At 50.1% G+C, this 17115-nt stretch carries 7 protein-coding genes, 18 tRNA genes and 3 rRNA genes; all 28 read left to right on the forward strand.

Translation table 11 applies throughout. The annotated features are described in order from the left end of the window. Positions 1–128 precede the first annotated feature (128 nt). The 28 genes from ABTV53_RS00715 (at position 129) to iolD (ending at position 17074) form a co-directional block, all read left to right on the forward strand. Entirely contained in the window at positions 129–1469 is a 1341-nt protein-coding gene (locus ABTV53_RS00715) for an ABC transporter substrate-binding protein (protein ID WP_433749558.1), read from the forward strand. Positions 1470–1517: 48 nt separating this feature from the next. Further along, complete coding sequence (locus ABTV53_RS00720) at positions 1518–2468, forward strand: carbohydrate ABC transporter permease (protein ID WP_433749561.1); 951 nt, start codon at positions 1518–1520, stop codon at positions 2466–2468. After that, the gene (locus ABTV53_RS00725) at positions 2465–3313 is read left to right on the forward strand and encodes a carbohydrate ABC transporter permease (protein ID WP_405171302.1); all 849 of its coding nucleotides are present in this window, start codon (positions 2465–2467) and stop codon (positions 3311–3313) included. The genes ABTV53_RS00720 and ABTV53_RS00725 overlap by 4 nt, the downstream gene beginning before the upstream one ends. 28 nt (positions 3314–3341) lie before the next feature. Continuing rightward, positions 3342–5210, forward strand: coding sequence for a cache domain-containing sensor histidine kinase (locus ABTV53_RS00730; protein WP_433749564.1), 1869 nt, complete (start codon positions 3342–3344; stop codon positions 5208–5210). Further along, positions 5207–6811, forward strand: a complete 1605-nt coding sequence (locus ABTV53_RS00735) for a response regulator (protein ID WP_433749566.1) — start codon at positions 5207–5209, stop codon at positions 6809–6811. Before ABTV53_RS00730 ends, ABTV53_RS00735 begins: the two co-directional genes overlap by 4 nt. A gap of 53 nt (positions 6812–6864) precedes the next feature. Continuing rightward, positions 6865–7410 (forward strand): N-acetyltransferase family protein, encoded by a 546-nt coding sequence (locus ABTV53_RS00740; RefSeq protein WP_433749569.1) that lies wholly within the window; start codon positions 6865–6867, stop codon positions 7408–7410. Positions 7411–8036: 626 nt separating this feature from the next. Then, a 16S ribosomal RNA gene (locus ABTV53_RS00745) occupies positions 8037–9589 on the forward strand. Between the two features lie 342 nt (positions 9590–9931). Then, positions 9932–12859 (forward strand): 23S ribosomal RNA (locus ABTV53_RS00750). Between the two features lie 75 nt (positions 12860–12934). Further along, positions 12935–13051 (forward strand): 5S ribosomal RNA (gene rrf, locus ABTV53_RS00755). Together the 16S, 23S and 5S rRNA genes with 18 tRNA genes alongside form the textbook arrangement of a ribosomal RNA operon. 38 nt (positions 13052–13089) lie before the next feature. Continuing rightward, a tRNA-Ile gene (locus tag ABTV53_RS00760) sits at positions 13090–13163 on the forward strand. Positions 13164–13197: 34 nt separating this feature from the next. Next, positions 13198–13273: transfer RNA gene (locus tag ABTV53_RS00765), tRNA-Ala, on the forward strand. 1 nt (position 13274) lies between these two features. Further along, a tRNA-Asn gene (locus ABTV53_RS00770) sits at positions 13275–13350 on the forward strand. Between the two features lie 3 nt (positions 13351–13353). Then, positions 13354–13445, forward strand: a tRNA-Ser gene (locus tag ABTV53_RS00775). Between the two features lie 16 nt (positions 13446–13461). Next, positions 13462–13533 (forward strand) — tRNA-Glu (locus ABTV53_RS00780). 6 nt (positions 13534–13539) lie between these two features. After that, positions 13540–13615, forward strand: a tRNA-Val gene (locus ABTV53_RS00785). Between the two features lie 17 nt (positions 13616–13632). Continuing rightward, positions 13633–13706 (forward strand) — tRNA-Met (locus ABTV53_RS00790). 25 nt (positions 13707–13731) lie between these two features. Beyond that, positions 13732–13809, forward strand: a tRNA-Asp gene (locus ABTV53_RS00795). Positions 13810–13931: 122 nt separating this feature from the next. Continuing rightward, a tRNA-Phe gene (locus ABTV53_RS00800) sits at positions 13932–14007 on the forward strand. A 17-nt stretch (positions 14008–14024) separates the two neighbouring features. Further along, positions 14025–14100, forward strand: a tRNA-Thr gene (locus ABTV53_RS00805). 9 nt (positions 14101–14109) lie between these two features. Further along, a tRNA-Tyr gene (locus tag ABTV53_RS00810) sits at positions 14110–14195 on the forward strand. Positions 14196–14204: 9 nt separating this feature from the next. Next, a tRNA-Lys gene (locus ABTV53_RS00815) sits at positions 14205–14280 on the forward strand. Between the two features lie 6 nt (positions 14281–14286). Then, positions 14287–14367 (forward strand) — tRNA-Leu (locus ABTV53_RS00820). Positions 14368–14377: 10 nt separating this feature from the next. Further along, positions 14378–14452: transfer RNA gene (locus ABTV53_RS00825), tRNA-Gly, on the forward strand. Between the two features lie 7 nt (positions 14453–14459). Further along, positions 14460–14536: transfer RNA gene (locus tag ABTV53_RS00830), tRNA-Arg, on the forward strand. 17 nt (positions 14537–14553) lie between these two features. After that, positions 14554–14632 (forward strand) — tRNA-Leu (locus ABTV53_RS00835). A gap of 7 nt (positions 14633–14639) precedes the next feature. Beyond that, a tRNA-Pro gene (locus tag ABTV53_RS00840) sits at positions 14640–14713 on the forward strand. A gap of 10 nt (positions 14714–14723) precedes the next feature. Beyond that, a tRNA-Gly gene (locus ABTV53_RS00845) sits at positions 14724–14794 on the forward strand. Between the two features lie 414 nt (positions 14795–15208). Beyond that, positions 15209–17074: a 3D-(3,5/4)-trihydroxycyclohexane-1,2-dione acylhydrolase (decyclizing) gene (iolD, locus tag ABTV53_RS00850; protein ID WP_433749572.1), complete on the forward strand. Its 1866-nt coding sequence runs from the start codon at positions 15209–15211 to the stop codon at positions 17072–17074. Positions 17075–17115 lie beyond the last annotated feature (41 nt).

Below are 17115 nucleotides of genomic sequence, written 5' to 3' on the forward strand. Positions count from 1 at the left end.
TGATTCCTTCAACTCCTTACTTTTTTGACAGGAAAGCTTACTTTTGTTTATGTCATGTGCAGCGATGGACCGTTACAATAGGCTTTGTAAGCGATTTCATAAATGCAAGAAGGGGAGGAAATTCATTTATGATGATTACAAAAAAGTGGGTAACCCTATTCTGCCTGTCCCTGTTATTGTTCGCTACAGCCTGTTCAGGAGGTGCCGCCGATAAGCCAGCTTCTTCCGGTGAAGCAAGTGAAAGTGAAGGAGACTCTTCAGGCAAGATTGAACTGCGCATGACCTGGTGGGGATCACAGACCAGACATGATCTGACGACCAAAGTCATCCAATTGTTCGAAGAGAAACATCCGGGGATTACCATTAAACCTGAATACTCCGGTTGGGACGGTTACTTTGACAAGTTAACTACACAAGTAGCTGGTTCGAATGCACCGGATATCATCCAGATGGATTACGCATTTCTGACTGACTTTGCCCGACGTGGTGCCTTGCTTGACCTGACTCCGTTTGCAGAGAGCAAAGAGCTGCGGACAGAGGATCATGATCAGAGCATGATTACAGCCGGATCAATTGACGATAAATTATATGCGATTACCCTCGGAGTAAACGCACCTGGTGTCATTTATGATGCCACCGTATTTCAGGAATTAGGTATTGAAGAACCGAAAGAGAGCTGGACATGGAAGGACTTTGGGGATATTGCAACCAAGATTGCCGCAGCCAAAGGTGAGGGGTTCTATGGATCGGCAGACATTTCCGGTACAACGAACATGTTTGAAGTGTTTATCCGGCAATCCGGGAAAGGATTGTTCGACGGTGGCACAATGACCGCTACCAGCGAGGAGCTTCAGCAATGGTTCGATATGTGGAGCGCACTGCGCGAGAATGGTGGAGTGACCACAGCGGAGATCACGGCATCCACAACCAACGCACTGGAGACACGTCCAATTTCCCTGGGCACAGCCGCCATGGACTTTGCCTGGTCCAATCAATTGCTGACATTCCAGCAGGTGAACAAAAACCAGGATCATAAGCTTGGCATACAAGTACTCCCGCATGGTGTTAACGAGAAGCAAATTGGCGAATACCTGAAACCAGGACAGTTCCTCTCCGGTTATGGCAAAACGAAACATCCGAAGGAAGTTGCCATGTTCATTGATTTCATGGTCAACGATCCAGAAGCAACCGCTATTCTTGGTTCTGAACGTGGTGTGCCGGTTAATTCAAGCATTCGTGAGCAGATGCAGCCAACGCTGCCGGAAGCGGAGCAAGTCATTTTCCAATTTATCGACACCGTATCGAAGCATTCCAGTGAGATTGACCCACCATACCCGCAAGGATTTGCTGAAGTGGACACAAGTTTCAAGAGCGCAAGCGAGCAGATCGCCTTCGGTCAAGGCAATACGCCTGATGTGATTGCCCAGTTTATTGAAGGAGCGAAGGCTACGCTTGGATCGAGTCAATAAATCATTGAAACCGTTCCAGACTACTAATTCTGCGGGGAGGTTGCGAAGATGACGACATCACAGGTTAGTCAAGCCCGAATCGAGCGTGTAACTACCCAGCGGGTGAAACGGAGATATGCGCATAATGGAGCCGCACTTCTGTTCCTCGCCCCATGGCTTGTCGGATTGTTATTTCTCACCTTGGGTCCAATGTTGGTATCGTTATACATCTCGTTTACCGATTACAGTATCCTGGCCGCCCCTTCATGGGTCGGTCTGGATAACTACACTATGATGTTTACATCGGATAAACTGTTTACCCAGTCGCTCAAGGTCACTTTCACGTATGTCGCTGTTTCGGTACCAGTCAAATTGATCTTTGCGCTGCTTGTAGCGATGCTGCTCAACAAAGGGATTCGAGGTCTTGGTATTTACCGGACGGTGTATTACATCCCGACATTGCTTGGAGGTAGCGTGGCGATTGCGATGTTGTGGCGTAAGATGCTGGGTGGGGACGGGCTGCTCAATAGTGTTCTTGCCATGGTGGGCATTAAAGCTCCCGATTGGGTAGCGAATCCGAAGTATGCCCTGTACTCCATTGTGCTGTTATCCGTGTGGCAGTTCGGATCGTCGATGATTATTTTCCTGGCAGGCCTGAAGCAGATTCCACCGGAGTATGATGAAGCCTCAGCGGTAGATGGGGCAGGCCCTCTGCGGAGGTTCTTCTATATAACGTTGCCGATTCTGTCACCCGTCATCTTTTTCAATCTCGTGATGCAGTTGATTACGTCCTTTCAATCATTCACACAGGCTTTTGTTATCAGTAATGGTAGCGGAGGGCCAGTGAACTCAACCTTAATGTACTCTCTGTATCTGTACAAAAAAGGATTCTCATTCTTTCAGATGGGCTATGCTTCCGCGATGGCCTGGGTGCTGGTCATCCTGATCGGCGTATTTACATTGCTCGTATTCCGCAGCAGCAAGCTGTGGGTACACTATGAGGATGGTGGGAAATCATGATTGGACAACGAAACTCTACAGCATGGGTCGTCAGCAAACATGTATTGATTTCAGGTATCGCCTTTGTCATGCTCTATCCGATTCTCTGGATGCTGGGCAGCTCATTCAAACCGGGACATATGATCTTTACAGAGACCTGGTTCTGGCCGCAGGAATGGAATTGGAAAAATTATATAAATGGCTGGTCCGGTATTCAGGGCAATCCGTTCTCCCGCTTTCTGACCAACTCAGTCATCCTGTCGCTTGGCGCCGTGCTGGGTAATGTGATTTCCTGCTCCATGGCAGCGTATGCTTTCGCGCGATTGAATTTTCGTTTCAAAGCCATCTGCTTCGGCCTGATGCTTATGACGATCATGTTGCCCCATCATGTGACGCTGATCCCGCAGTATATTCTCTTCAACCACCTGGAGTGGGTGAACACGTATCTTCCGCTTGTGGTGCCAAAATGGCTGGCGACCGATGCTTTCTTCATTTTCCTCATGGTACAGTTCTTCCGGGGATTGCCCAAAGAGCTGGATGAGGCGGCAACCATTGATGGATGCGGTCCTGTGAAAATTTACACCAAAATTATTATTCCACTGGCTTTCCCAGCATTGGTTACCACGATGATCTTTACGTTCTTGTGGACATGGGACGACTTCTTCAGTCAGTTGATCTATTTGAGTGACGTTAGCAAATACACTGTACCGCTGGGTCTGCGTCTGTTCCTTGATTCCAGTTCTCAATCCGATTGGGGTCCGATGTTTGCCATGTCGGTGTTGTCGTTGGTGCCATGTTTCATTGTATTTATCGTGTGTCAAAAGTACTTCGTGGAAGGAATCGCGACCTCTGGGCTCAAAGGGTAATTCCAAGACGAAACGAGTTGATTTTTCCATGGGGAAAGGAAGATGGTCTTCATTCATTAATCAAAAGCTGCAACAAAGCAAGCTCTCCACGTTGATGGTGACTTGCTTTATTGCGTTTAACCTGTTGCTCGTCTCGGTTGTCGTCTGGCTGGCATATCAGTCTTTCTCCGCAGTCACTTTTGCCGAGATTAGCAAAGCACGTCTGGCTCTTCTGAACGAGAGCACACGTCGGGGATTTGATTTCATCACAGGGGTAACAGGAACCGCCTACGGTTTGGCAAGCAATCGGGAACTGTCCAATTTGCTCGAAACGGCCGATACGGGCAGGCTTGCACAGATTCACCAACGGAGAGAGGTCTCTCGAATCCTGGATCATACCATGGTTGTGAGTGACGGCATTACTTCCATTGAACTGTATACGGATGTCTTTAATGAAGTGACAGTGACTATGGCTGATCGCATATTCCCGGTGGACACCATCGCACACGACTCTTGGTTTGCAACGCTGGAGAAGGCTGATGCGGCTTGGGTTCCGCTGCGTGAGAACGAATCGGGCCAATCTCTGGTTGGATACGCTCAACGGATTTTTGATAGTCGAGGCGGAACGGTTGCCTATGTACTTATTCGGTTAAGCAGATCGGACATCGTAAGCAGGTTTGCTGATGTACCCATGGTGCTTGATGGAAAAGTGCTGTTGGTAGATACGGCTGGCAATGTCGTCATGCAGATGGGGAAAGTTGATCCAGCAGGGGAGAATGAACAAACGGATCGAAGAAATGAAGGGGGTACAATTCAAGAAAAGGGTGAGGCCATAAACTCATCTTCTTCTATTATAGATAGCGCATGGATTCAGGAACATTTGCAGCCTGGTGCAGACGGATACGAAGTGGTTTCCGGTCAACCTGGTGGTGCTCAATTGGTGCTGTATTCCAGGCCAGCCATGCTTCAGTGGCGCCTCGTTCAGACTATTCCGGTATATACACTGTTATCTCCGCTCAGACAGGCTGGCTGGCAGATTCTCGGCATCGCCATACTGGGATTATTATGTTCCGCTGTGCTTGCGTACCTGTTCGTAAGGCAGATCATCCGTCCTCTGCGACAGTTGATTAAACGAATGAGGCAACTGGAGAAAGGGGACTTCGATACCCGGGTGCGGCTTTCGTTCACAGAGGAATATGCCCACTTGGCTTATGGCTTTAATCACATGGCTTCACAGCTCACAACGCTGATGGAACAGGTAAAGGAGGAGAGCCGGGCCAAGCGTGAAGCCCAGACGGGTTTGCTTGAGGCCCAGATCAAACCCCATTTTCTCTACAACACCCTCGACATGATCCACTGGCGCGCACTCGATTATGAAGCCAAGGATATCAGCCGCATGATTGTGCAGCTTAGCAAGCTGTTACGGATCGGACTGAGTGGAGGGAGATTGTTTATTCGGATTCGAGATGAGTTGGAGCATGCTCGTTGCTACGTTAACATCCAGTCAGAGCGGCTGCCGTTCTCCATTCATTATCAGGAGCAGATCGATCCGCGTATTCGCGGTTGTTACATTCCCAAGATCATTTTGCAACCCTTCATCGAAAATGCCGTTATGCACGGGCACCCTGAAGAAGGTACACTTCGAATTCAGGTCCATATGCACGAAGAGATTGGCCCGCATGAGGACATCGTTATTCGTATCACGGATAATGGACGGGGTTTGCCGGAGGGGTGGACACTCGAAGAGACGTGTGGTATCGGCGTACGGAATGTACATCAGCGCATTCAGCTTTATTGTGGGAAGAGGTATGGCGTTCAAATGAGCGATAGAGAGTCAGGCGGCGTGGAAGTGACCATTACGCTGCCGCGTATTGAGACCGACGAGCAATTAAATCTATGGCTGGACGGTGAAAAATGATGAAGACCATTATGCTTGTTGATGACGATCCTCATATTGTAAAGGCGCTAACAGATCATATCGATTGGCCTTCTCTGGGCCTCAGTATTGCAGGCACTGCTTCCAATGGCTTGGATGCGCTGGACCTGTTTCACCGCATGCATCCGGATGTCGTTATGACTGACGTCTATCTACCGGGGATGACCGGGCTTGAGGTCACACAGACATTGCGACGTGATCATCCCCACTTGCCGATCATCATTCTTAGTGGGTATGACGAATTCGAGAACGCCCGGGCAGCCATGCGCTGGGGGGTGAATCACTTTTTGCTGAAGCCGGCAGAGGTTGAGGAGATTGAGTCTGTGTTGCGGGAGGTACTACTGGAACAAGATGTGCGGGAGCGGCATGAGCGGCTGGAACGGACGTACAAGCAGGAGGTTGGACGGGTACTTCCGTATTTGCGCAAACAATTTCTTCACGAGCTGTTGACTACGCGATATCGGGCAGACGAACTGCCTAAAGAACGCATGGACTATATAGGTATTCATATGTCCTCACAGACACGCGCCATTAGTCTGCAACTGAATCGCCCCGTATTTTTGACACGGATGAAAGAACGGGATTGGCAGCTTCTCCGCTATGGGGCGGCCGATATTATTCAGGAGACGGTGAAGGAGCAAGCGGCTCGCATGAATGGTCAGGTAGAGATTGTTGATTATTCGGATCAGGTATTTGTGTTGCTTCTATTAGGAGATAAAGATCATCTGGAGGAATGCCTGCCACTCGTGGAGAGGATGATCGATCAGATCTTTACGTATCTGAAAATTGAAGTGAGTGCTGGAATCGGGAGATCCAAGAGTCACCCATGTGAGGTGATAGATTCTTATCTCGAGAGCAGGGAAGCGGTGGAAACAGCAGAGTTTCAAGGTGGAAGTCGTATCTACCACTATGAAGCATCAAAGGATACAGAACCAAGTGTGACGGATTATTCATTATTGCTTCGTCAATGGAATGAGGCATGGGCAGATATCAGACCCGATCAGGCGGAAGAGGTGTGGCATCATATTCGTCTTTTGCTGAAAGAGGGAAACTGTGTTGGGATACAGGATATACAGGTTGTTGCCGTCAGTCTGTTTGACACCTTGATTCATAGTTGGAATCGACTTCATCCCATGTTAACGCCGCCGCTTGCGATGAGTGATTTTTTGCGTGAAATTCAATCGAAATATGCACTGCATGATCTGGTAAACTGGATGGACCGTATTATCTGCAACTGGCTGGAACAGATACGCAAAGAGATGGGCGAGAAGAAAAGCAATAAACTGATAGAGCAGGTGAAACAGTATGTGGAGCTGCACTACGCCGAAGAGATTAGTTTTGAAGCGATCGCCAAGGGGCTGTTCGTACATCCGAAGTATCTGAGTCAACTTTTCAAAAGGGTGACCGGTGAGAATTTCGTGAGTTATTTGAACGGGTACCGGATTCAGAGAGCGTTGGAATTGTTGCAGTCGGGACATTACATGGTATATGAGGTGAGCGAGATGACAGGGTTCCGTAATGCGACGTATTTCAGCCAGGTGTTCAAAATGCTTACGGGCAAGAGTCCGTCTGAGGTAGGTTAGAGCTGTAGAGAGTATATTTAGTTAAATAAAGAGGAATAGGCGGATTGGTTCTTATGATTATCGAACAACAGGAGTATTTCATTAAAGGATTATCCTACTCGATTAGATCGGCAGAGGAAAAAGATGCGGAAGCCCTGTCTTCACTTCGTGTACAACTGGACGGGGAAACTGAGAACATGGATCGTGAAAAGGGTGAGGCGTACATCGATGCAGTCGGGTTTCGGCGTATCATCCAGTCGGATACCGAGAAGCGGCGTAATATATTCCTCGTTGCTGTAGTAGCGGGTGAGATCGTGGGATACTCCCGATGTGAAGGCACAGCGTTGAAGCGCTTTTGCCATAAAGTTGAGTTTGGTGTGTGTGTAGCCAGGGATTTCTGGGGACATGGGATTGGTAAGAACTTGTTGGAGAAGTCTATAGAGTGGGCAGACCAGAGTGGTGTGGAGAAGATGATGTTGAACGTGCTGGCGACAAATGAAAAAGCCATCGAGTTATACCAAAAGAGTGGCTTTGAGATTGAAGGCGTTTTGAAAAAGGATCGGCGACACGCGAATGGACAGTATCATGACACGATAGTGATGGGCAGGTTCAAAGACTGACCGTGTAGAAAGTAAAGCTTACAATCTATCATGCTCACAGGAGAGTGAGTTCAATTACTATATTCGATATATCAAAATAATAGATAGCATTGTTCTCTAATAAGGTATTGTGTTTCTTATTATATAGAACGTAATGATGTTGATAGGATCTGTTCGTAACCTATATTGAGACAGATTAGACTAGTGAGGGTATGTAGGGGATAGTAAGAGGATATTGCCGTCAAATTGAAGAGTTTGAAAAGAGAGTATATCAAACAAAGCAATAGGGTTGTTTGTGGAATATTTTACAAGTGGTAATTATATTGTGCATATGGTATATTCTATTTCCGGCCAAAAAACACGACAAACAAAGTGTGAAGGCAAAACAAAATAAGCTTCGAAAGAAACTTAAAAAAAGAGCTTGCTAAGTTGGTTCGGAAGTGTTATGATATAAAAGTTGCTGAAGAGAACGACGTTTGGTAACAAAATGAGTTTGATCTTTGAAAACTGAACAACGAGTGAGTAAACATTCTGCTTGCAGAATGAACGCGAAAGTTCGAAACAAGCCTTGGCTTGAATCGGCTGGAGCACAAATGAGATTTTAATCTCGTCAGATTCAAAATGAGCTTATCGCTCTTTTCAATACTTTATTGGAGAGTTTGATCCTGGCTCAGGACGAACGCTGGCGGCATGCCTAATACATGCAAGTCGAGCGGAGTTGATAGGAAGCTTGCTTCCTTGATACTTAGCGGCGGACGGGTGAGTAACACGTAGGCAACCTGCCCTCAAGTTTGGGACAACTACCGGAAACGGTAGCTAATACCGAATAGTTGTTTTCTTCGCCTGAAGAGAACTGGAAAGACGGAGCAATCTGTCACTTGGGGATGGGCCTGCGGCGCATTAGCTAGTTGGTGGGGTAACGGCTCACCAAGGCGACGATGCGTAGCCGACCTGAGAGGGTGATCGGCCACACTGGGACTGAGACACGGCCCAGACTCCTACGGGAGGCAGCAGTAGGGAATCTTCCGCAATGGGCGAAAGCCTGACGGAGCAATGCCGCGTGAGTGATGAAGGTTTTCGGATCGTAAAGCTCTGTTGCCAGGGAAGAACGCTTGGGAGAGTAACTGCTCTCAAGGTGACGGTACCTGAGAAGAAAGCCCCGGCTAACTACGTGCCAGCAGCCGCGGTAATACGTAGGGGGCAAGCGTTGTCCGGAATTATTGGGCGTAAAGCGCGCGCAGGCGGTCATTTAAGTCTGGTGTTTAATCCCGGGGCTCAACCCCGGATCGCACTGGAAACTGGGTGACTTGAGTGCAGAAGAGGAGAGTGGAATTCCACGTGTAGCGGTGAAATGCGTAGATATGTGGAGGAACACCAGTGGCGAAGGCGACTCTCTGGGCTGTAACTGACGCTGAGGCGCGAAAGCGTGGGGAGCAAACAGGATTAGATACCCTGGTAGTCCACGCCGTAAACGATGAGTGCTAGGTGTTAGGGGTTTCGATACCCTTGGTGCCGAAGTTAACACATTAAGCACTCCGCCTGGGGAGTACGGTCGCAAGACTGAAACTCAAAGGAATTGACGGGGACCCGCACAAGCAGTGGAGTATGTGGTTTAATTCGAAGCAACGCGAAGAACCTTACCAGGTCTTGACATCCCTCTGACCGGTACAGAGATGTATCTTTCCTTCGGGACAGAGGAGACAGGTGGTGCATGGTTGTCGTCAGCTCGTGTCGTGAGATGTTGGGTTAAGTCCCGCAACGAGCGCAACCCTTATATTTAGTTGCCAGCACTTCGGGTGGGCACTCTAGATAGACTGCCGGTGACAAACCGGAGGAAGGTGGGGATGACGTCAAATCATCATGCCCCTTATGACCTGGGCTACACACGTACTACAATGGCCGGTACAACGGGCTGCGAAATCGCGAGATGGAGCCAATCCCAACAAAGCCGGTCTCAGTTCGGATTGCAGGCTGCAACTCGCCTGCATGAAGTCGGAATTGCTAGTAATCGCGGATCAGCATGCCGCGGTGAATACGTTCCCGGGTCTTGTACACACCGCCCGTCACACCACGAGAGTTTATAACACCCGAAGTCGGTGGGGTAACCGCAAGGAGCCAGCCGCCGAAGGTGGGATAGATGATTGGGGTGAAGTCGTAACAAGGTAGCCGTATCGGAAGGTGCGGCTGGATCACCTCCTTTCTATGGAGAATCGTTTCCCGTAGCGGAAACATTCAAAAAGTCTTCAGGAAGCATGCTTCCGAAGCGAGCTTTACTTCGTAAAGCTTTCAACTCACTCGTTGCTCAGTTTTGAGAGCTCAAACTCTCAAACAGCTTGCTTTTGCATGGAGCTTGTTCTTTGAAAACTAGATATCGAAACGAAAGTAAAATGCGAATTAGAACATTCCTTTTTAGCTGAACTTGTGCAAACAAGTTTCAATAAAAACGGTAGTTAATTGCTTTTGCGATGGTATTGAATGGGAGCAACTTTTGGCTTTGCGCAAGCAAAACAAGGGAAGCGAGCAGTCAAAACCGGAGCAATATGGTTAAGCTACTAAGAGCACACGGAGGATGCCTAGGCGCTAGGAGCCGATGAAGGACGTGGCGAACAACGAAACTGCCTCGGGGAGCTGTAAGCAAGCTTTGATCCGGGGGTGTCCGAATGGGGAAACCCAGCTGGGGTAATTTCCAGTTACACCTAACTGAATACATAGGTTAGTGTGAGGCATACCAGGGGAACTGAAACATCTAAGTACCCTGAGGAAGAGAAAACAATAGTGATTCCGTCAGTAGCGGCGAGCGAACGCGGAGAAGCCCAAACCAGAGAGCTTGCTCTTTGGGGTTGTGGGACGTCTCACATGGAGTTACAAAGGAACCGGTTAAGCGAAGAGGTCTGGAAAGGCCCGCCAAAGAAGGTAAAAGCCCTGTAGTTGAAAGTCTGTTCCCTCCGAGACGGATCCCGAGTAGTGCGGGGCACGTGAAACCCCGTATGAATCCGGCAGGACCATCTGCCAAGGCTAAATACTTCCTAGCGACCGATAGTGAAGCAGTACCGTGAGGGAAAGGTGAAAAGCACCCCGGAAGGGGAGTGAAATAGAACCTGAAACCGTGTGCTTACAAAAAGTCAGAGCCCGTTTTAGGGGTGATGGCGTGCCTTTTGTAGAATGAACCGGCGAGTTACGTTCCCGTGCAAGGTTAAGGTGAAGAGCCGGAGCCGCAGCGAAAGCGAGTCTGAATAGGGCGAGTTAGTACGTGGACGTAGACCCGAAACCGGGTGATCTACCCCTGTCCAGGGTGAAGGTGCGGTAACACGCACTGGAGGCCCGAACCCACGCACGTTGAAAAGTGCGGGGATGAGGTGGGGGTAGCGGAGAAATTCCAATCGAACTCGGAGATAGCTGGTTCTCCCCGAAATAGCTTTAGGGCTAGCCTCGGAAAACAGAGTCGTGGAGGTAGAGCACTGATTGGGTGCGGGGCCCGCAAGGGTTACCAAGCTCAGTCAAACTCCGAATGCCATAGACTTACTTCCGGGAGTCAGACAGTGAGTGCTAAGATCCATTGTCAAAAGGGAAACAGCCCAGACCATCAGCTAAGGTCCCCAAGTGTGTGTTAAGTGGGAAAGGATGTGGAGTTGCACAGACAACCAGGATGTTGGCTTAGAAGCAGCCACCATTGAAAGAGTGCGTAATAGCTCACTGGTCGAGTGACTCTGCGCCGAAAATGTAACGGGGCTAAACACACCACCGAAGCTATGGCTTGATGCTTTGCATCAGGGGTAGGGGAGCGTTGTATAAGGGTTGAAGGTGTACCGTAAGGAGCGCTGGACATTATACAAGTGAGAATGCCGGTATGAGTAACGAAAAGATCAGTGAGAATCTGATCCGCCGAAAGCCTAAGGGTTCCTGAGGAAGGCTCGTCCGCTCAGGGTAAGTCGGGACCTAAGGCGAGGCCGAAAGGCGTAGTCGAAGGACAACAGGTCGAAATTCCTGTACCACCGTAAGCCGTTATGAGCAATGGGGGGACGCAGTAGGGTAGTGACGCGGACTGATGGATGTCCGTCTAAGCAGTGAGGCTGATGTGTAGGCAAATCCGCACATCGTAAGGCTGAGCTGTGATGGGGAGCGAAAATTATAGTAGCGAAGGTCATGATCTCACACTGCCAAGAAAAGCCTCTAGCCAGGTGAAGGTGCCCGTACCGCAAACCGACACAGGTAGGCGAGAAGAGTATTCTAAGGCGCGCGGAAGAACTCTCGTTAAGGAACTCGGCAAAATGACCCCGTAACTTCGGGAGAAGGGGTGCCCCGGTAGTGTGAATAGCACGAGGGGGCCGCAGTGAAAAGGCCCAAGCGACTGTTTAGCAAAAACACAGGTCTGTGCGAAGCCGTAAGGCGAAGTATACGGGCTGACGCCTGCCCGGTGCTGGAAGGTTAAGGGGAGTGGTTAGGGAGCAATCCCGAAGCTGTGAACCGAAGCCCCAGTAAACGGCGGCCGTAACTATAACGGTCCTAAGGTAGCGAAATTCCTTGTCAGGTAAATTCTGACCCGCACGAATGGCGTAACGACTTGGGCGCTGTCTCAACGAGAGATCCGGTGAAATTTTAATACCTGTGAAGATGCAGGTTACCCGCGACAAGACGGAAAGACCCCATGGAGCTTTACTGCAGCTTGATATTGAATTTGGGTACGATCTGTACAGGATAGGTGGGAGCCTTTGAAGCGTGAGCGCCAGCTTGCGTGGAGGCAACGTTGGGATACCACCCTGATCGTATCTAGGTTCTAACCTGGTACCGTAATCCGGTGCGGGGACAGTGTCAGGTGGGCAGTTTGACTGGGGCGGTCGCCTCCTAAAGAGTAACGGAGGCGCCCAAAGGTTCCCTCAGAATGGTTGGAAATCATTCGAAGAGTGCAAAGGCATAAGGGAGCTTGACTGCGAGACCTACAAGTCGAGCAGGGACGAAAGTCGGGCTTAGTGATCCGGTGGTACCGCATGGAAGGGCCATCGCTCAACGGATAAAAGCTACCCTGGGGATAACAGGCTTATCTCCCCCAAGAGTCCACATCGACGGGGAGGTTTGGCACCTCGATGTCGGCTCATCGCATCCTGGGGCTGAAGTAGGTCCCAAGGGTTGGGCTGTTCGCCCATTAAAGCGGTACGCGAGCTGGGTTCAGAACGTCGTGAGACAGTTCGGTCCCTATCTGTCGTGGGCGTAGGAAATTTGAGAGGAGCTGTCCTTAGTACGAGAGGACCGGGATGGACGTACCGCTGGTGTACCAGTTGTTCCGCCAGGAGCACCGCTGGGTAGCTATGTACGGACGGGATAAACGCTGAAAGCATCTAAGCGTGAAGCCCCCCTCAAGATGAGATTTCCCAGTATGTAAGACCCCTTGAAGACGACGAGGTAGATAGGCTGGGGGTGGAAGTGCAGCAATGCATGGAGCTGACCAGTACTAATCGGTCGAGGGCTTATCCAATAGCAAGTGATAATTCGCATGTTTCGTTTCGAATCTAGTTTTCAGAGAACAACACTCTGAAATGTAAGCTACGCGTTTGGTGGCGATGGCGGAGGGGTTCCACACGTACCCATCCCGAACACGACCGTTAAGCCCTCTAGCGCCGATGGTACTTGGACCGCAGGGTCCTGGGAGAGTAGGACGCCGCCAAGCGAAACCCCATTGGGGTATTTTTTTTCGAAAATTGATAAGGGCCCTTAGCTCAGTTGGTTAGAGCGCACCTCTGATAAGGGTGAGGCCGGTGGTTCGAGTCCACCAGGGCCCATAGCAAGACCACAACAAGAAATACACCAGAGTATGGGGCCATAGCTCAGCTGGGAGAGCGCCTGCCTTGCAAGCAGGAGGTCAGCGGTTCGATCCCGCTTGGCTCCACCATTCCCTGATAGCTCAGTTGGTAGAGCACTCGACTGTTAATCGAGTTGTCACAGGTTCGAGCCCTGTTCGGGGAGCCATATGGAGAGGTGTCCGAGCTGGCCGAAGGAGCACGATTGGAAATCGTGTAGGCGTCACAAGCGTCTCGAGGGTTCGAATCCCTCTCTCTCCGCCAGATAATTTTTTAGCAAGGCCCGTTGGTCAAGGGGTTAAGACACCTCCCTTTCACGGAGGTAACAGGGGTTCGAATCCCCTACGGGTCATAATATGGAGGCTTAGCTCAGCTGGGAGAGCATCTGCCTTACAAGCAGAGGGTCGGGGGTTCGATCCCCTCAGCCTCCACCATATTATCTTTTTAATGACGCGGGGTGGAGCAGCCCGGTAGCTCGTCGGGCTCATAACCCGAAGGCCGCAGGTTCAAATCCTGCCCCCGCAATTCACTTTCCTTGAGAAAGTACTATGGAACCGTGGTGTAGTTGGCCTAACATGCCTGCCTGTCACGCAGGAGATCGCGGGTTCGAATCCCGTCGGTTCCGCCATCTTGTATATGCTTCAGGGATGAGAATCCGTTTTTGGGTTCGTCGGAGCATTCACTTCGAGAGCATAAGCTTCGCAGTCTCGAACGAAGTGAGAGTATCCCGTCGGTTCCGCCATTTAGTAAGGCTCGGTAGCTCAGTCGGTAGAGCAGAGGACTGAAAATCCTCGTGTCGGCGGTTCGATTCCGTCCCGAGCCACCATATAACACCTGTAATACGCCGGTGTAGCTCAACTGGTAGAGCAACTGACTTGTAATCAGTAGGTTGGGGGTTCAAGTCCTCTCGCCGGCACCATGTAATCCTGGAGGATTAGCGAAGTGGCCAAACGCATCAGACTGTAAATCTGCTCCCGTACGGGTTCGGTGGTTCGAATCCATCATCCTCCACCAGTTTTCTATGAGTCATTAGCTCAGTTGGTAGAGCACCTGACTTTTAATCAGGGTGTCGAAGGTTCGAGCCCTTCATGACTCACCATTATATGCGCGTGTGGCGGAATTGGCAGACGCACTAGACTTAGGATCTAGCGTCTTTGACGTGGGGGTTCAAGTCCCTCCACGCGCATCCTTTATTTGCGGAAGTGGCTCAGCGGTAGAGCATCGCCTTGCCAAGGCGAGGGTCGCGGGTTCGATTCCCGTCTTCCGCTCCAATAATTTGCGCCCTTAGCTCAGCTGGATAGAGCGTTTGACTACGAATCAAAAGGCCGGGAGTTCGAATCTCTCAGGGCGCGCCATTATAACTTCATACTTTGCCGGCGTGGCGGAATGGCAGACGCGCTCGACTCAAAATCGAGTGGGAAACCGTGGAGGTTCGAGTCCTCTCGCCGGTATAGATAACGGGATGTAGCTCAGCTTGGTAGAGCACCTGGTTTGGGACCAGGGGGTCGCATGTTCAAATCGTGTCATCCCGATTGTTGTTATGCGGGTGTAGTTCAATGGTAGAACTTTAGCCTTCCAAGCTAATAGCGTGGGTTCGATTCCCATCACCCGCTTAATATTGAAAAGAAAGAAATGGTATCCACCATCTCTTTCTTTTTTTTGCATTCACAGGCATATTGATCATGATTGTATTCAAAGATCACAGATGATATGGCTAACTGCATGTACGAGCAGCATGTATCCCCTCCTCACGATATATTCCCCTCCTCACGATATATTCCCCTCCTCTTTTAAAATCTGTTCTTAGCGATTGTGGACGTATTCAAATGAAGAAGGTCTAGTGCATCTTCGTACACTTGAATATCCTTTCTTTATCACATTTTATAAAAACGCTTACAAAAATAGCTTGCGTAAATCATTAACCTGTAATACCATATCAATTAAGCGCTTAACCTTCAGGGGTAAGGCGCTTAAACTTAACGTAGATTAAGCGCTTAACCCGTAAAGGAAAGGACGGCGACCAATTCATGAAAACAATTCGACTGACGATGGCTCAGGCACTGCTTCGATACCTGGATCAGCAATATATCTCGGTTGACGGGGTGGAAACCAAGTTTGTGAAAGGAATCATCGGTATTTTTGGACATGGCAACGTAACAGGCATTGGAGAAGCGCTGGAGCGCAGTCCAGGAAGCCTGACGTATATGCAAGGCAAGAACGAACAAGGTATGGTGCATACGGCAGCTGCCTATGCCAAGCAGAAGAACCGCAGACAGATCTATGCATGTACAACATCCATTGGCCCGGGTGCTTTGAATATGATTACAGCGGCAGCTACTGCAACGGTGAACCGGATTCCTGTTTTATTGCTCCCTGGAGACAACTTTGCTACACGGGAACCGGACCCTGTACTACAGCAGTTGGAAGTGAGCAGTGATTATACAATCTCGGCCACGGATCCGTTCAAAGCCGTCAGCAAGTACTGGGATCGGATTGTTCGTCCCGAACAATTGATGATTGCTGCTACACAGGCGATGCGTGTACTTACCGATCCAGCAGAGACGGGAGCAGTAACGCTGGCACTGCCGCAGGACGTGCAGGCAGAAGCGTTTGATTACCCGGAATCGTTCTTTGCCCGCAAAGTGCATTATCTGGACCGTCGTCCCCCGGTACAAGCAGCCATTGAACGGGCAACGGAGCAGATTGCCCGTGGCAGCAAGCCGCTTCTCGTTGCAGGCGGCGGTGTGTTGTACTCTGAGGCGTCCGTTCAACTCGTCGAGTTCGCCGAGGCGTTTGGTATTGCGATCGCCGAGACGCAGGCGGGCAAGAGCGCAGTCTCTTGGGACCACCCACTTAATGTGGGGGCCATCGGGGTTACAGGTTCTCTAGCAGCCAACAGGCTGGCGAGAGAAGCGGATGTGGTGATCGGCGTCGGTACTCGGTTCTCCGACTTTACGACGGCGTCCCGCTCTGCTTTTCAGCATCCGGAAGCTTCATTTATTAACATCAACCTGAACGGTATGGATGCCGCCAAGTTAGGCGGAGAAGCCATTCTGGCTGATGCACGCGAAGGATTGCAGGCTTTGCAGAAGGAATTGCAGCAGAGGCAATACCGCAGTGCGTATGGTGCATCCGAAATTGCTGATCTCCGAGCTGAGTGGAATGCAGAAGTGGATCGGCTGTATGCTGCTGAACATGAAGCTGGGCTGGCACAGACTACGGCAGTCGGTGTGGTTAACCGGACTATTGATCCATCTTCCGTCATCGTCTGTGCGGCAGGCAGTCTGCCAGGCGATCTGCATCGTCTGTGGCGTGCGGCTGAACCAAAGACATACCACATGGAGTATGGGTTCTCCTGTATGGGGTATGAGGTTAGCGGAGCGTTTGGAGCAGCACTTGCCGAGCCGGATCGTGAGGTGTACGCCATGGTAGGGGATGGCAGTTATCTGATGTTACATTCAGAGTTTGTGACCAGTTTGCAGGAACAGAAGAAGATGACCATTTTACTATTCAACAACAATGGGTTCCAGTGTATTCATAATTTGCAGCGGGAACATGGTAGTGACGGGTTCGGCAATGAGTTCCGTTATCGCGAATCCGAGAGTGGACGACTAACTGGGGATTACATGCCAATAGACTTTGCTGCACATGCCCGAAGCATGGGGGCCAAATCCTATAGAGCCGAGACAGCAGAACAGCTGGAACAGGCAATCCGAGATGCGAAGAGCGAAACGGTGAGTACGTTGATTGAGATTCCGGTCGTGCCTGGAACCAACGCAGGTGGATACGAGTCATGGTGGAATGTAGGTGTGCCAGAAGTGTCTGCCGAGGAGAAGGTAGTTCATGCGCATCACACCATGCAAGCCAACCGTGCCAAAGCAAGACCTATTTAGTCCGGTTTAGTATAGTGAACCATAATGTTGAACGACAAAGG

This window comes from Paenibacillus amylolyticus (assembly GCF_050990605.1).
In the GTDB taxonomy this organism is placed as follows: Bacteria; Bacillota; Bacilli; order Paenibacillales; family Paenibacillaceae; genus Paenibacillus; species Paenibacillus amylolyticus_H.

Coding starts and splice junctions, on each gene's coding strand:
- ABTV53_RS00715 (WP_433749558.1), top strand. CDS start 129: ATGATGATTACAAAAAAGTGGGTAACCCTATTCTGCCTGTCCCTGTTA.
- ABTV53_RS00720 (WP_433749561.1), top strand. CDS start 1,518: ATGACGACATCACAGGTTAGTCAAGCCCGAATCGAGCGTGTAACTACC.
- ABTV53_RS00725 (WP_405171302.1), top strand. CDS start 2,465: ATGATTGGACAACGAAACTCTACAGCATGGGTCGTCAGCAAACATGTA.
- ABTV53_RS00730 (WP_433749564.1), top strand. CDS start 3,342: ATGGGGAAAGGAAGATGGTCTTCATTCATTAATCAAAAGCTGCAACAA.
- ABTV53_RS00735 (WP_433749566.1), top strand. CDS start 5,207: ATGATGAAGACCATTATGCTTGTTGATGACGATCCTCATATTGTAAAG.
- ABTV53_RS00740 (WP_433749569.1), top strand. CDS start 6,865: ATGATTATCGAACAACAGGAGTATTTCATTAAAGGATTATCCTACTCG.
- iolD (WP_433749572.1), top strand. CDS start 15,209: ATGAAAACAATTCGACTGACGATGGCTCAGGCACTGCTTCGATACCTG.